General features: G+C 60.2%; 11 protein-coding genes. 7 read left to right on the top strand and 4 right to left on the bottom strand.

What is annotated here, in order from left to right; all coding sequences use genetic code 11:
- Positions 1 to 2: 2 nt before the first annotated feature.
- From AB7M22_RS11205 to AB7M22_RS11215, 3 genes are all read right to left on the bottom strand, one after another.
- Positions 3 to 404 (bottom strand): nuclear transport factor 2 family protein, encoded by a 402-nt coding sequence (locus tag AB7M22_RS11205; protein ID WP_454186317.1) that lies wholly within the window; start codon positions 402 to 404, stop codon positions 3 to 5.
- A gap of 64 nt (positions 405 to 468) precedes the next feature.
- Positions 469 to 1,227 (bottom strand): SDR family oxidoreductase, encoded by a 759-nt coding sequence (locus AB7M22_RS11210; protein ID WP_454186318.1) that lies wholly within the window; start codon positions 1,225 to 1,227, stop codon positions 469 to 471.
- The gene (locus tag AB7M22_RS11215; protein WP_454186319.1) at positions 1,218 to 2,363 is read right to left on the bottom strand and encodes an alkene reductase; all 1,146 of its coding nucleotides are present in this window, start codon (positions 2,361 to 2,363) and stop codon (positions 1,218 to 1,220) included. The genes AB7M22_RS11210 and AB7M22_RS11215 overlap by 10 nt, the downstream gene beginning before the upstream one ends.
- Before the next feature lie 147 nt (positions 2,364 to 2,510).
- On the opposite strand from AB7M22_RS11215, the gene AB7M22_RS11220 reads away from it, so the two are divergent.
- The gene (locus tag AB7M22_RS11220) at positions 2,511 to 3,395 is read left to right on the top strand and encodes a LysR family transcriptional regulator (RefSeq protein WP_454186320.1); all 885 of its coding nucleotides are present in this window, start codon (positions 2,511 to 2,513) and stop codon (positions 3,393 to 3,395) included.
- Positions 3,396 to 3,401: 6 nt separating this feature from the next.
- Here AB7M22_RS11220 and ahr read toward each other — a convergent pair whose 3' ends face one another.
- A complete protein-coding gene (ahr, locus tag AB7M22_RS11225) occupies positions 3,402 to 4,433 on the bottom strand; it encodes an NADPH-dependent aldehyde reductase Ahr (RefSeq protein ID WP_454186321.1) in 1,032 nt (343 codons plus the stop codon).
- Between the two features lie 524 nt (positions 4,434 to 4,957).
- On the opposite strand from ahr, the gene AB7M22_RS11230 reads away from it, so the two are divergent.
- From AB7M22_RS11230 to eprS, 6 genes are all read left to right on the top strand, one after another.
- On the top strand, positions 4,958 to 6,415 hold the full coding sequence (locus AB7M22_RS11230; protein WP_454186322.1) for a serralysin family metalloprotease: 1,458 nt from the start codon (positions 4,958 to 4,960) through the stop codon (positions 6,413 to 6,415).
- 95 nt (positions 6,416 to 6,510) lie between these two features.
- Positions 6,511 to 6,942, top strand: coding sequence for an AprI/Inh family metalloprotease inhibitor (locus tag AB7M22_RS11235; protein ID WP_454186323.1), 432 nt, complete (start codon positions 6,511 to 6,513; stop codon positions 6,940 to 6,942).
- A gap of 190 nt (positions 6,943 to 7,132) precedes the next feature.
- Positions 7,133 to 8,908: a type I secretion system permease/ATPase gene (locus AB7M22_RS11240; protein WP_454186324.1), complete on the top strand. Its 1,776-nt coding sequence runs from the start codon at positions 7,133 to 7,135 to the stop codon at positions 8,906 to 8,908.
- Positions 8,905 to 10,254, top strand: coding sequence for an HlyD family type I secretion periplasmic adaptor subunit (locus tag AB7M22_RS11245; protein ID WP_454186325.1), 1,350 nt, complete (start codon positions 8,905 to 8,907; stop codon positions 10,252 to 10,254). The genes AB7M22_RS11240 and AB7M22_RS11245 overlap by 4 nt, the downstream gene beginning before the upstream one ends.
- Positions 10,255 to 10,256: 2 nt before the next feature.
- The gene (locus AB7M22_RS11250; protein ID WP_454186326.1) at positions 10,257 to 11,627 is read left to right on the top strand and encodes a TolC family outer membrane protein; all 1,371 of its coding nucleotides are present in this window, start codon (positions 10,257 to 10,259) and stop codon (positions 11,625 to 11,627) included.
- A gap of 234 nt (positions 11,628 to 11,861) precedes the next feature.
- A complete protein-coding gene (eprS, locus tag AB7M22_RS11255; protein WP_454188789.1) occupies positions 11,862 to 14,819 on the top strand; it encodes an autotransporter serine peptidase EprS in 2,958 nt (985 codons plus the stop codon).
- Positions 14,820 to 14,892: the final 73 nt, after the last annotated feature.

A 14,892-nucleotide genomic window follows, 5' to 3' on the forward strand; every position in this document is an offset into this window, starting at 1 on the left:
CGTCAGCCCGGGAAGTGATCTCCAAACATGGGATGACCGCCAGCGGAGCTTTCGCGCGTCGCCTCGTCCTGGATGACGTCCCAATGTTCGACCATCACGCCGTCCTCGAGGCGGAGAATGTCGACTACGACCCAGTTCGCCGGCTGGCCGAGGCCAGAGAACCGGCCGTGCAGCATAACGAAATCGCCTTGTGCCACAGCGAGCTGGCATTCGTAACGCAGGTCGGGCGACCCCGTGGCTACCAGGCCGAACAGGCCCTCGCGACCTGGGGGCACATGAGCACTATGTTGAACATAGGAAGGCGACCAGAAGTGTTCGGCCGCAGCCAGATCTTTGCGATTGAATAGGGTTTCGAAGCCTTCGAGAGCGATTGCCTTGTTCTCGGCTGGTGTGCGTCTGGTCATAGTCTTGGTCCCGTTAACTCTATTAGGAGCAGGCGACCGCTGGGGGCGCCCGACGCGGTAGCGGTCAGCCGAGAGTCGGCCCGGCTGCGATCATGTCGTTGAACTGATTGACCCACGCATGCTCGTTCGGGCCGGGGTTGGCACGCATAGCCTCGGCTGGAGAGACGAGGATTTCGTCTACGCCACTCTCGAACTGCTTCATCGCTTCAGTAATGAACTGGTCGAGAGGAATAGCGCGCTCTTCCTCGCTGCTATCGAGCAGCTCGGTGCGTACCCAAGGCGGCGCGATTTCGACCAGTTGAATGCCTTGTTCGCGCAGCAGGTAACGCTGTGACAGCGTGTAGGAATGGAGTGCTGCCTTGGTCGCCGAATAGACCGCCGTCACGGCCATCGGCACGAAACCAAGAACGGAGGAGACGTTGATGATCACTGCATCAGGTTTAGCCTTCAGATGCTCGATCAGTGCCGAACTCATGCGGATCGGGCCGAGCAGGTTGGTGGTGACGGTCGACAGCGCGAGCGCATCGTCCACTGGCTTGTCTGCGTGATCCAGCATCATGACGCCGGCATTATTGATCAGCACATTCAAGTCCGGGTAATTGGAAATGAGCGTTTGCGCTGCCACCTGGATGCTGCCCGGATCGGTAATGTCCAGCACAACGGCGGCCATGCCGGGGTTGGCGTCCAGCGTCTCTTGCAGCCGCTCCTTGCGCCGGCCAGAGATGATCACCTTATTGCCCAGCTTGTGGAAGGCTTCGGCCAAGCCTCGGCCAATGCCGGAGCCGCCGCCGGTGATGAAGATGGTATTGCCGGTCATACGCATGACACTTCTCCTTGATTGATGAAGTCAGGGGTGAACAGCGCGTCGCGCGGATGAAAAGGATAGTCCGTGTAACCCACCTCGGTGCCACCGAAGAACGACTCGCGGTCGTACGGGTTTAGCGGCCAGTCGTTGCGCAGGCGCTCTGGCAAGTCAGGGTTGGCGATGAAGTGGCGGCCAAAAGCGACCAGGTCGGCATCGCCGGCCTCAAGGATCGCCTTGGCCGATTCACCAGAGAAGCCGCCCGCCGCGATAAGGGTGCCCTTGTAGTGCTGGCGGATGAGTTGGGATGCCACCGGATTCTGGTCCCGGCGCTCGTCCTCGGCGACACCTAAAATGCGTGGCTCGATCAGATGCAGATAGGCGAGGTCCAGCTTGTCCAGTTCGCGCGCGACATAGGTGAACAGGCCAACAGGGTCGCTGTCGGACATATCACCGAAATTGCCGCTCGGCCCCAGGCGCACCGCCACCCGATTGCTGCCCCAGACGGAGATCACTGCTTCTACTGCTTCCAGCAGGAACCGGCTGCGGTTCTCGAACGAACCACCGTAGATATCCGTACGTTTGTTGCTACCGTCCTGGAGGAATTGATCGAACAGGTAGCCGTTGGCCGAGTGCAACTCCACGCCGTCGAATCCGGCTGCGATACCGCGTGCAGCCGCGGCGCGGAAGCTGTCTACCAGCCCGCGGATTTCAGCGATGGTCAGTTCGCGCGCCGGGGAGCCGGGGGTCCAGCCGGACTCGGTGTAGGCCAGGCCGCCGTGGTCCACGACGGAAGGAGCCACCGGCTGGGCGCCGTTCGGCTGTAGCAGGCTATTGGACTGGCGCCCCGCATGGTAGAGCTGCAGGAAGATTTTGCCGCCCTTGGCATGAACGGCGTCGGTCACGAGCTTCCAGCCGGCGATCTGGCTGTCGTCATACAGACCGGGAGCACCGAGGTATCCATTGCCATTGGGTGCGGCGATAGTGGCTTCGCCGATCAGCAGGCCACCGGCAGTGGTACGTTGGGCGTAGTACTCGGCCATCAGTTGGCCAGGAATAGCACCTGGTTCGGCACGCATGCGGGTAAGGGGCGCCAGAACGACGCGATGGGCAATCTGGTATGGGCCTATTTGGACGCTCGTATGCAGTTTGGACATGACATCGATACCTATCAGTGGCGGGATGGGCGCAATGTAGGCGTAAAATGCGTGAAGAAAAATGTCCCGCGATGCCGAACATTTCGGATGGTTTTTCCGTAATCCCGCCTTGTTGGTGGGGGGCTACCGGGGAAAGCAGGAAACGTGATGGAAAGTCTGAGTGGCATCTCAATGTTCGTGCAAGTTGCCGAAACGCGCAGCTTTACCGAGTCCGCCCGGCAGTTGGGGGTGTCGTCTTCGACCGTGGGCAAAGCCATCGCCCGGATGGAGGAGCGCTTGCATGTACGGCTGTTTCATCGCAGTACACGCAGTATCACGTTGACGGCCGAGGGGGCTCTGTTCCTTGAGCGATGCCGCCGCATCCTCAGCGAGGTCACCGCTGCCGAGTCCGAGCTGTCAGGCTTGGCTGGCAGTCCACGTGGGCGGCTTCGCGTGGGCACACCTCTACTGGGCGACCTGATGATGCCGGCCTTTGACGGGTTCATGGAGCGGTATCCGGAAGTCGAACTGGATATCGATTTTTGCGACCGCATGGTCGATGTGATCGAGGAAGGGTTTGACGCGGTGATTCGGACCGGCGAGCAAACCGATTCGCGCTTGGCCGCGCGCCGCTTGGGCTCCTGCGCACATGTGCTGGTGGCGTCGCCAAGTTATCTCAAGCGGCATGGTATGCCCACTTCTGCGCGTGAGCTGGAGAGCCATTCATGCCTGCAACACAAATTTCCCGCAACGGGAAAGCTGGAGCGTTGGCCGCTGCGACTCGGAACATCCGAAGCTGAATTGGTGCTGCCCGCCACGATGACGTCGAACACAATCGAGCCTCTTGCCTATGCCGCAATCCAGGGCAGGGGGATTGCCTTTCTGCCTACCTTCCTGGTGCGCGAAGCGCTGGAACGCGGCCAACTGGTCACCGTGCTGGACGATTACGTGGATCGCCAGGTCGTCTTCTGGATGCTGTGGCCAGCCAGCCGCTATGCCTCGCCCAAGCTGCGCGTGTTCATTGACTACATGAGTGCGCACTTGCGCATCTGAAATCTGTCATTTGCTGGCGTCCAGCACGACGCGGTAGCGCGCCTTGCCACTGCGCAGGTGATCGATGGCTTCGTTGACCCGGCTCATCGGAAAGTGCTCGACCTGCGGCAGGATCTGATGACGTGCGCAGAATTCCAGCATGGTCGCCGTGGTACTGGGCGAGCCGACCGGCGAGCCGGACATGCTCTTTTGTTGGGGAAGCAGGTCGAACACGTGCACTGGAATAGCGCCAGGCACCACGCCCACAAAGTGCAGGCGGCCCTTGCCGCGCAACGTTCCGAGCATGGCCGGCCAATCGAGGTCGGCGTTGGCGGTGACCAAGAGAAAGTCCAGTGTACCGGCAATGGATTTCAGCGCGTTACTGTCGGTCGAGGCGAGGACGTTGTGTGCGCCCAGGCGCCTGGCTTCGTCCTGCTTGCTCAACGACGAGGTAAAGGCTGTGACTTCGCAACCCCAAGCGTTGAGGAAGCGCAGTGCCAGATGACCGAGGCCGCCGATACCCACCACACCGACCCGGTCAGTAGGCTTGATGTCGAATTCCACGAGCGGGTTGAACACCGTCGAACCGGCGCAGAACAGTGGTCCGGCCATGGCCGGGTCGAGTCCGTCCGGTATCGCAAGCGCCCAGGCCCAATGCGAACGCAGACGGTCGGCAAAGCCCCCGTTGCTGCCGATGATGGTGGGTTGGGCTGTGCTGCACAGATTGTGGGAGCCTCCAATACACGAAGCGCAATGCATGCAACTGCCCTTGTACCAACCAACGCCCACCCGTTGTCCCACTTCGAGACCGCGTACCTGTGCACCCACTCGCACGATATTGCCGACCACCTCGTGACCGGGGATAAAGGGATAGTTGCTCAGGCCCCATTCGTTATCGATCATCGACTGGTCGGAGTGGCAGACGCCGCAATACTCCACTGCGACCTCCACCTCATCTTTCCCCAATGGACCTGGGTCGTAGCTATAGCGCTCCAGTGGAGCCCCGGGCGCCGTTGCGGCCCAACCGGTAAAAGTAGTGAGTTCGGTGCTGTCGCTCATGGGATACCTCCAGATCAGGAGACAGGGGCTTTGACCGCTCGGATGCGGTGGCCTGGCAACGCCGATCAGCAGCCAAGGCGTAATCAGTCTAGCAGGCCGCAATGACAAGCATGGTCTGAGGGCGGCGTTGGAATTAACTGGTCGTCGGAGCCTGTCTCCGGCACCGCTGCAACTAACTGGACGTTTAATTTAGTTGATAGCAATACACTGGCACTTATATTAATAAGCCAAAAAAATGCGAACTCATCTACAGAAAAACAACTTACCCATATTTAATATTTAAATAACAAATTGTCGGACAATCCGGCTAAAACCTTCAACTAAAAACTATATTTCGACAGCACACGTACTGTTTACTGGAGTTCGCCGGAACCACTCAATTTGACGTCAAAAAAAATGTAGACGTTTGATTTCGAATTGTGTCAGTTTTTATACGCCTTCATTGGGCGAGTGATAGGACGATCTCGCCAGAGATTGTCGTATCGGACAAAAACTGTTCCATTGCTAAACAAGGAAGTGTGTTTATGTCGAAAGTAAAAGACAACGCTATTGATCTTGCCGAACAGGCCTTTGCGCCATTGCAAGCGCTGGCTGCACCCAGTTCCGCCTACAACCAGATCGATAGTTTCAGCCATCAGTATGACCGGGGTGGCAATCTCACGGTCAATGGCAAACCCTCCTTCTCCGTCGACGAGGCTGCTACCCAGCTGCTGCGTGACGGCGCTGCCTACCAGGACAAGGACGGCAGCGGCAAAATCGAACTCACCTACACGTTCCTGACCTCGGCCTCGTCGAGCACCATGAACAAGCACGGCATTACCGGGTTCAGCCAGTTCAGCGCGCAACAGAAAGCACAGGCCGCACTCGCCATGCAATCCTGGGCCGACGTGGCCAATGTCACCTTCACCGAGAAGTCCTCCGGTGGTGACGGTCACATGACTTTCGGGAACTACAGTGGTGGTCAGGATGGCGCGGCAGCATTCGCCTACTTGCCAGGTACCGGTGCAGGTTATGACGGTACTTCGTGGTATCTGACGGGCAGTGGCTATAACGTCAACAAGACGCCGGACCTGAACAACTACGGCCGTCAGACCCTGACCCACGAAATCGGTCACTCTCTGGGCCTGGCTCACCCTGGCGACTACAACGCCGGTGAAGGCGCACCGACCTACAATGACGCGACTTACGGGCAAGACACCCGCGGCTACAGCGTCATGAGCTACTGGAGTGAAAGCAATACCGACCAGAACTTCAGCAAGGGCGGTGTGGAAGCCTATTCCTCCGGCCCGCTGATGGACGATATCGCCGCCATCCAGAAACTCTACGGTGCCAACACCACCACCCGTACCGGTGATACCACCTACGGCTTCAACTCCAACGCCGGTCGCGACTTCCTGAGCGCGTCTTCGTCGTCGGACAAAGTCGTGTTCTCGGTCTGGGATGCGGGCGGTAAGGACACCCTGGACTTCTCCGGTTTTACCCAAAACCAGAAAATCAACCTCAATGAGGCCTCGTTCTCCGACGTTGGCGGCATGGTGGGCAACGTGTCCATCGCCAAGGGCGTCACCGTCGAGAACGCGATTGGCGGTTCGGGCAGCGACCTGCTGATCGGTAACAGCGTGGCCAACGAGCTGAAGGGCGGTGCCGGCAACGACATCCTCTTCGGCGCGGGCGGTTCGGACAAACTGTGGGGCGGTTCGGGCTCGGACACCTTTGTGTTCGCGGCCAGCAGCGACTCCAAACCAGGTGCGGTCGACCAGATCCTCGACTTTGTCAGTGGCCTGGACAAGATCGACCTGACCGGCATCACCAAAGGCGCGGGCCTGCATTTCGTGAACTCGTTCACCGGTGCGGCAGGCGATGCGGTATTGACCACTTCGGGCGGCAATAGCCTGTTGTCGGTGGACTTCTCCGGGCACGGCGTGGCTGACTTCCTGGTCAGCACCGTTGGCCAGGCGGCGTTCTCGGACATCGTGGCCTGATTCAAGGCAAAAGGAGGGCGGCGCTTGACGCGCCGCTCTCTGCCTCTGAACGGCAGGTGCTATGAGCAAGGCTATAACCATGAGTAAAACGCCTTATGATCCACAACGCTTTTACCTGCAAGGCAACCGCGTGGCTGTTGGCGACGCTGATGATGTTTCTTGGAGATGTAGCCATGGCACGCAGTCTTAAATTAGCCGACCCGTCGGAACTCGCCGGGAAATGGCAGGCCACCTTGATCACCGCGCAAGACTCGCCCGAGTCCCAGGTGTTGCAAGACAAGCCGTCGAATGTTTGCACGATCGAGTTCAATTTGAACCAGACCTTGGGTGAGGGGGCCGACTGCCTCGGTGCCTGGCTGAACCAGTCGGCGATTGGCTGGTTTCCGGAACCGGATGGCATTGCCGTGACCGGTAAAGAAGGCTCGAAAATTGTGTTTTTCAGCCTACAGCATGAGGGGCTTTATAAAAGCACCTTGAAGTCAGGTCTGATCATTACCCTCGAGCGCACTGGCGCATCAAGTAAATAATGCCTGAGTGAATATAAAAATAGTTATTGCCGTTATAAGCAGCAGATCAATAGCCGGAACGCTCTGAAGAGCACAAAGAGTTGTTGTTGATGTGTAAGCGACAACCGGCAAAAAAATGTCTCGGCCATGTGCGGACAGTTAATTGGAACCTTGCCAAGTAAGGCGAGGATTAATACCTCAGGAAAAACCAATGAAGATGGCGAAGAGCCCGGCCACCGCCCCGTTATTCAAGGCGCTGGGCGACTATAAGAGCATCCTGATCAGCGTCGGGTGTTTTACCGCACTGATTAATGTGCTGATGTTGGTCCCATCGATTTATATGCTTCAAGTCTATGACCGGGTACTGTCTTCGCAAAACGAAACCACCCTGGCGATGTTGTCGTTGATGGTGGTCGGGTTTTTCGCTTTCATCGGTCTACTGGAAATCGTGCGCAGCTTTATCGTTATCCGTATCGGCAGCCAATTGGAGCGCCGTTTCAACCTGCGGGTGTATCAAGCCGCTTTCGAGCGCAACCTGTTCAAGGGCGAGGGCAACGCGGGGCAATCCCTGGGTGACCTGACCCATATTCGCCAATTCGTCACCGGTCCGGCGCTGTTTGCCTTCTTCGATGCACCGTGGTTTCCGGTCTACTTGTTTGTGATCTTTCTGTTCAACGTCTGGCTCGGCGTATTGGCCACCGCAGGCGCGGTACTGCTGATCGGACTGGCCTGCCTCAACGAGGCGATGACCAAAAAGCCCTTGGGCGAAGCCGCGGGGTTTTCCCAGAAATCCAGCCAACTGGCCACCAGTCACCTGCATAACGCCGAAACCATTCAGGCCATGGGCATGCTCGGTGTCTTGCGCAAGCGCTGGTTTGAGGTGCACTCGCGTTTTCTCGGCTTGCAGAATCAGGCCAGTGACACCGGCGCGGTCATCAGCTCCCTGAGCAAAACCCTGCGCCTGTGCCTGCAATCCCTGGTGCTGGGGTTGGGCGCTTTGCTGGTGATCAAGGGTGACATGACCGCCGGGATGATGATCGCAGGTTCCATCCTGATGGGCCGGGTGCTGAGTCCCATCGATCAGTTGATCGCCGTGTGGAAACAGTGGAGCGGCGCCAAACTCGCTTACCGCCGTCTCGATGGCTTGCTGCAAGCCTACCCACCGGTTGACGAAGCCATGGCGCTGCCGGCGCCGAAAGGCCAGATCACCTTCGAGCAAGTCAGCGCCGGCCCGCCGGGGCAACGGGCAGCGACCTTGCACATGGTCAATTTCAACCTGGGCGCCGGGGAAGTGCTGGGCGTGCTCGGGGCTTCCGGTTCGGGTAAATCGACCCTGGCCCGGGTGCTGGTCGGCGTCTGGCCGACGCTGGGCGGCACGGTGCGGCTCGATGGCGCGGACATTCATCGCTGGAACCGCGACGACCTCGGCCCTTACATCGGTTATCTGCCCCAGGACATCGAACTGTTCAGCGGCAGCATCGCCGAGAACATCGCTCGATTCCGTGAAGCGGATCCGCAAAAAGTCGTCGAAGCCGCGCAACAGGCTGGTGTTCATGAACTGATCCTGCGCATGCCGCAAGGCTACGACACCGTGCTTGGCGAGGACGGCAGCGGCTTGTCCGGTGGCCAGAAGCAACGCGTGGCCTTGGCTCGCGCGCTGTACGGCAATCCGAGTCTGGTGGTGCTGGATGAACCGAACTCCAACCTCGACACCGTTGGCGAAGCGGCATTGGCCGGCGCCATCGCGCACATGAAGGCCCGGGGCACCAGCGTGATTCTGGTCACCCATCGCTCTTCGGCCCTGGCCCAGGCCGACAAGTTGCTGGTGCTCAACGAAGGTCGTTTGCAGGCCTTTGGTCCAAGCCAGGAAGTGCTCAAGGCGCTGTCCGGCGCTCAGGAGCAGCAACGTGAAAAACCTGCGCAGGCACCGGGCGGGCTCAGCATGAGCCGGCAGTATCAGCCCACGACAAGGAATTCGGGTGTATGAGCAGCACACGTATGAACAACGAGAGCGAAGCGACGATGGAACACGACTACATCGCCGAACGCCCTGAGCGCGACGCGCGCTTCTTCGCGCGCATGGGCTGGATTCTGGCGATTGTCGGCGCCGGCAGTTTCTTCACCTGGGCGAGCCTCGCGCCGCTCGATCAAGGTATTCCGGTGCAGGGGACTGTGGTGGTCTCGGGCAAGCGCAAAGCCGTGCAATCGATGAGCAGCGGCGTGGTCAGCCAGATTCTGGTGCGCGAAGGGCAGGTGGTGAAGCAGGGCCAGCCCCTGTTCCGCCTCGACCAGACCCAGGTCGCGGCCGACGTACAATCGCTACGAGCGCAATACCGCATGGCGTGGGCCAGCCTGGCACGCTGGCAGAGCGAACGGGACAACCTCAAGCAGGTGAATTTCCCCGCCGAGCTGAGCAACGATCCTGACCCGCGTCTGGCCCTGGTGCTCGAAGGCCAACGGCAATTGTTCAGCAGCCGTCGCGAAGCCTTTTCCCGCGAGCAAGCTGCCCTGCGCGCGAACATCGAAGGCGCCAGCGCGCAACTGGCTGGCATGCGCCGTGCGCGCACCGACCTGACGGCCCAGGCCAGCTCCCTGCAACAACAGTTGAGCAATCTTCAGCCCTTGGCGGACAACGGCTACATCCCGCGCAACCGCTTGATGGATTACCAGCGTCAGTTGTCGCAAGTGCAGCAACAGCTGGCAGAAAACACCGGCGAAAGCGGCCGGGTGGAGCAGGGCATCCTTGAATCCCGGCTGAAACTGCAACAGCACAGCGAGGAATACCAGAAGGAAGTCCGCAGCCAACTGGCCGACGCGCAACTCAAAAGCGTGACCCTGGAAGAGCAACTGACTTCCGCCGGCTTCGATCTGCAACACAGCGAAATCATCGCCACCGCCGACGGCATCGCCGTCAACCTTGGGGTTCATACCGAAGGCGCGGTGGTGCGTCAGGGCGACACTCTGCTGGAGATCGTCCCGCAAGGCACACGCCTGGAAGTGGAAGGGCACCTGCCGATCAACCTGATCGACAAAGTCGGCACGCACTTGCCGGTGGACATTCTGTTCACCGCGTTCAACCAGAGCCGTACCCCGCGAGTCCCCGGTGAAGTCAGCCTGATCTCCGCCGACCAGATGGTCGATGAGAAAACCGGTGTGCCGTACTACGTGCTGCGCAGCAGCGTCAGTGATCAGGCCATGGAAAAACTCAACGGTCTGGTGATCAAGCCGGGCATGCCGGCAGAAATGTTCGTGCGTACCGGTGAACGTTCACTCCTCAACTATTTGTTCAAGCCGCTGCTCGACCGGGCAGGCTCCGCGTTGACCGAGGAATAAGGATGTTCGGCTGTATGAATAAGCTTTCCCTGCTCGCAGCGACCCTGGCGTTGCTGACGTGCAACAGTGCGATGGCCATGGGGCCGTTCGACATTTATGAGCAAGCGTTACGCAATGATCCGGTGTTCCTCGGCGCCATCAAGGAGCGCGATGCCGGCCTTGAAAACCGTGCCATCGGCCGCGCCGGCCTGTTGCCGAGGCTCGGTTACAACTACAACAAGGGGCGTAACACCTCCAAGGTCACTCAAATTAATGAGGGGAGACCAGACTTCACCGAGGACCGCAACTACAGCAGTTACGGCTCGACCTTGACCCTGCAACAGCCGCTGCTCGATTACGAGGCTTATGCGGCGTATCGCAAAGGCGTGGCGCAATCGCTGTTCGCTGACGAAAACTTTCGTGGCAAGAGCCAGGAGCTGCTGGTTCGCGTACTGGAGAATTACACCAAGGCGCTGTTCGCTCAGGACCAGATCGACATTGCACGGGCCAAGAAAAAAGCCTTCGAGCAGCAGTTTCAGCAGAACGAGCAGATGTTCCGCCAAGGTGAAGGCACGCGCACCGATATCCTCGAAGCCGAGTCACGTTACGAGCTGGCCACCGCCGAGGAAATCGAGGCGCGTGACGAACAGGATGCGGCCCTGCGCGAACTGGGCGCACTGATTGGCGTGCCAGCCATCGACATTGCCGACCTGACGCCACTGGATCAGAACTTCCAGACCTTCACCCTGCAACCGGCCAATTACGACACCTGGCACGAGATGGCGGTGGCCAACAACCCGAACCTGGCCTCCCAGCGCCAGGCGGTGGAAGTGGCGCGCTACGAAGTCGAACGCAACCGCGCCGGCCACCTGCCAAAAGTCAGCGCCTATGCCTCAGTGCGCCAGAACGAATCGGAAAGCGGCAACACCTACAACCAGCGCTACGACACCAACACCATTGGCATTGAAGTCAATGTGCCGCTGTATGCCGGTGGCGGCGTCTCGGCCTCGACCCGGCAGGCCAGCCGCACCATGGAACAGGCCGAATACGAGCTGGACGGCAAGACCCGGGAAACCTTGATCCAGCTGCGCCGCCAGTTCAGCGCCTGTCTGTCGGGGGTCAATAAATTGCGGGCTTATCAGAAGGCCCTGACGTCGGCGGAAGCGCTGGTGATCTCGACCAAACAAAGCATTTTGGGCGGCGAACGGGTCAACCTCGATGCGCTGAATGCCGAACAACAACTGTTTACCACCCGCCGGGACCTGGCCCAGGCGCGCTACGACTATTTGATGGCCTGGACCAAATTGCACTACTACGCCGGCACCCTGAGCGAGCAGGACCTGGCGAAGGTGGATGAGGCCTTCGGCCAGGGCCGACCAACAAAGACCCAGTAACCCCTGTGGCGAGGGGGCTTGCCCCCGTTGGACGGCGAAGCCGTCCCAAAACCGGAATCGGTGATTCAACAGACATGTCGCATTTGCCGGACTTGCGACTGCTTCGCAGCCGAACGGGGGCAAGCCCCCTCGCCACAGAGCACCGGGACACAGTATTTGAGTTAGCAATGAAACACCGCCCCTGAACCGGGGGACTACAACTCTAAAAACGCCAAAAAAGCGAGAGTCATGCACATGGACGTACAGATCAAGCCGATGTCGGTCGGCACGCTATTGCTCCTGATTTCATCCGTGCCGGGCTCGGCCCAGGCGCTTTATCTGGAAACCGGTACCCTCGGCGACCCCGCCAGTTGGCGCTCGGCAGAGTTCCAGCGCGATTGGGGCCTGGCGCGCATGCAGGCCGATCAAGCCTATGCCGCCGGCATCACCGGTAAGGGCGTGAAAATCGGCGCGCTGGATTCCGGTTTCGATTCCAGCCATCCCGAATTTGCCGCAGACCGTTATCACGCGGTGACGGCCAGCGGCAGCTATGTCGACGGCTCAACGTTCAATGTCGACGGTATGCTCAACACCAACAACGACTCCCACGGCACCCACGTCACCGGCACCATGGGCGCTTCCCGGGATGGCAGCGGCATGCATGGCGTGGCGTACAACGCGCAAATCTACGTCGGCAACACCAACAAGAACGACAGTTTCCTGTTCGGCCCCACCCCCGACCCGCGCTACTTCACCGCGGTCTATAACGCCCTGGCAGATGCCGGTGTCCGCGCGATCAACAACAGCTGGGGCAGCCAGCCACCAGACGTCAACTATCGAACCCTCGACGACCTGCACGCTGCCTACGCCCAGCACTGGAACAAAGGCACCTGGCTCGATGCCGCCGCCGACGTTTCGCGGCGCGGCGTGATCAACGTGTTCAGCGCCGGCAACAGTGGCTACCCGAATGCCAGCGTGCGTTCGGCCTTGCCGTATTTTCAGCCGGACCTGGAAGGCCACTGGCTGGCCGTGTCGGGGCTGGATCAAAGCAATCAGCAGAAATACAACCAGTGCGGGATCGCCAAGTATTGGTGCATCACCACGCCGGGCGCGAAGATCGACAGCACCATTCCCGGCGGCGGTTACGCGATCAAGTCCGGCACCTCCATGGCCGCGCCGCATGCTACCGGGGCACTGGCGTTGGTGATGGAGCGCTATCCGTACATGAACAATCAGCAGGCGCTGGAGGTGCTGCTGACCACCGCGACCCAGCTCGACGGCTCGATCACCGAGGCACCGAGTACGCGCATCGGTTGGGGTGTGGCCAACCTCGAACGGGCGATGCGCGGGCCGGGGCAATTGCTCGGGTCGTTCGACGCCAATCTGGTGGCAGGGCAAAGCGATGTCTGGAGCAACGGCATTACCGACAAGGCGCTGATTCAGCGTCAGGCCGAAGACACCGCCGAACGCAGCGCCTGGCAACAAACGTTGAAGGACAAGGGCTGGGAGAACGGTATCGCGGCCGGCGCCAGTCAGCAGGATCAAACCGATTACGCGGTGGGCATGGCTCGTGATTCCGCCGCCGCCAACCGAGTCTACGAAGGCAGCCTGATCAAGTCCGGTGCCGGACGGTTGATGCTCACGGGCGACAACACGTATCGCGGCCCGACCACGGTTAACGGCGGCTTACTGGCGGTGAACGGCTCGCTGACGTCGGCGGTGACCGTCAATGGCAGCGGCACCCTCGGCGGTAACGGACGGATCGTTGCCTTGACCGCCAATGCCGGCGGCACCGTGGCGCCCGGTAATTCCATCGGTACGTTGCAAGTCAGCGGCGATGTGACGTTTGCGCCGGGTTCGACTTATGCCGTCGAACTGTCACCCACCAGCAGCGACCAGATTATTGCCGGTGGTACGGCCACGATCAGCGGCGCGACCGTGAGCCTGTCCCTGGAAAACAGCCCGACCTTGCTCAGCACCCAACAAGTGCAAAGCCTGCTGGGCCATCGGTACAACATCCTGCAAGCGGCGGGCGGCATTCAAGGCCAGTTCGGCGAGGTGCTGCCCAACTACGTGTTCATCGGCGGCAGCCTCGATTACGCCGCGACCGGCATTCAGCTGAGCGTTGAGCGTAACGCCACCACCTTCGCCAGCGTCGGGCAAACGCCGAATCAGCGTAATGTCGCGGCCGCTGTGGAAGGGCTTGGCGCGGGTAACGCAGTCTATGAAAGCCTGCTGCTGTCGCCGACCGCGAGTTCGGCGCAACAGGCCTTCCAGCAGTTGTCGGGGGAAATTTACCCGGCGCTGGGCTCGGTGTTGATCAATGACAGCCGTTATCTGCGTGATGCGGTCAGTGAGCGTCTCAACGAAGCCAACGGTTCCCGAAGCAACGGCTGGATCAAAGCACTGGGCGCCTGGGGCAAGACCGATGACAGCCATGACACCGCCGACTACACCACGTCGATTGGCGGTTTGTTGGCCGGTGTCGATGGCGCAGTGGATGACGAAACCCGTGTCGGCCTGGTCGCCGGTTATAGCGACAGCTCGGTCAGCATGGGCTCCGGAACTCATTCATCAGCACAAGTCGATAGCTATCACCTGGGCGCCTATGCCGGCCACGAAATGGGCGCGTGGCGCCTGAGTGCCGGCGGTGCCTACAGCTGGCATCGGGGCGACGTCAAACGTGACCTGCAATACGGTGACGTCAGCGCCAAACAGAAAGCCAAAGTCGACGCCGGAACCACCCAGGTGTTCGGCGAAGCGGCTTATCGCTTGAACCTGCAAGCACTGGCCTTGGAGCCATTCGCCAACCTGGCTTACGTGCACCTCGACACTGAGGGCTTCACCGAAAAAGGTGACACCGCCGCGCTCAAAAGCCGTGGCGACCGGCGTGACGCGGTGCTCAGCACCCTGGGCGTACGCGCGCTGAAAACGCTGACGCTGTCTGGCCAGCAACAACTGGACCTGAGCGGCAGCCTCGGTTGGCAGCACAACCTGAGCCACACCGATTCCGAGGAACACCTGGCGTTTGCCAGCGGTGGCACTCCGTTCGTGGTGCAAAGCTCGCCACTGGTTCGCGATGCGGCGCTGGTGGGCGCCCATGCCAGCCTGGCCTTGAGCCGGGATGTTCGGTTGAACCTCGATTACACCGGCCAACTGGCCAGCCGCGAGAAGAGCCACGGCGTCGGGCTGAGTCTCAATTGGCAGTTTTAACACGGTAAAGGGCTGGAACACCGCCCCCCCTGTAGGAGCGAGGCTTGCCCGCGAAAGGGCCGTGACATTCAGC

Source organism: Pseudomonas sp. ADAK2 TE3594 (assembly GCF_053628675.1).

Bases quoted from the DNA above. Each gene is read 5' to 3' on its own strand.
- AB7M22_RS11205 (WP_454186317.1), bottom strand. From the start codon at position 404: ATGACCAGACGCACACCAGCCGAGAACAAGGCAATCGCTCTCGAAGGC.
- AB7M22_RS11210 (WP_454186318.1), bottom strand. From the start codon at position 1,227: ATGCGTATGACCGGCAATACCATCTTCATCACCGGCGGCGGCTCCGGC.
- AB7M22_RS11215 (WP_454186319.1), bottom strand. From the start codon at position 2,363: ATGTCCAAACTGCATACGAGCGTCCAAATAGGCCCATACCAGATTGCC.
- AB7M22_RS11220 (WP_454186320.1), top strand. From the start codon at position 2,511: ATGGAAAGTCTGAGTGGCATCTCAATGTTCGTGCAAGTTGCCGAAACG.
- ahr (WP_454186321.1), bottom strand. From the start codon at position 4,433: ATGAGCGACAGCACCGAACTCACTACTTTTACCGGTTGGGCCGCAACG.
- AB7M22_RS11230 (WP_454186322.1), top strand. From the start codon at position 4,958: ATGTCGAAAGTAAAAGACAACGCTATTGATCTTGCCGAACAGGCCTTT.
- AB7M22_RS11235 (WP_454186323.1), top strand. From the start codon at position 6,511: ATGATCCACAACGCTTTTACCTGCAAGGCAACCGCGTGGCTGTTGGCG.
- AB7M22_RS11240 (WP_454186324.1), top strand. From the start codon at position 7,133: ATGAAGATGGCGAAGAGCCCGGCCACCGCCCCGTTATTCAAGGCGCTG.
- AB7M22_RS11245 (WP_454186325.1), top strand. From the start codon at position 8,905: ATGAGCAGCACACGTATGAACAACGAGAGCGAAGCGACGATGGAACAC.
- AB7M22_RS11250 (WP_454186326.1), top strand. From the start codon at position 10,257: ATGTTCGGCTGTATGAATAAGCTTTCCCTGCTCGCAGCGACCCTGGCG.
- eprS (WP_454188789.1), top strand. From the start codon at position 11,862: ATGGACGTACAGATCAAGCCGATGTCGGTCGGCACGCTATTGCTCCTG.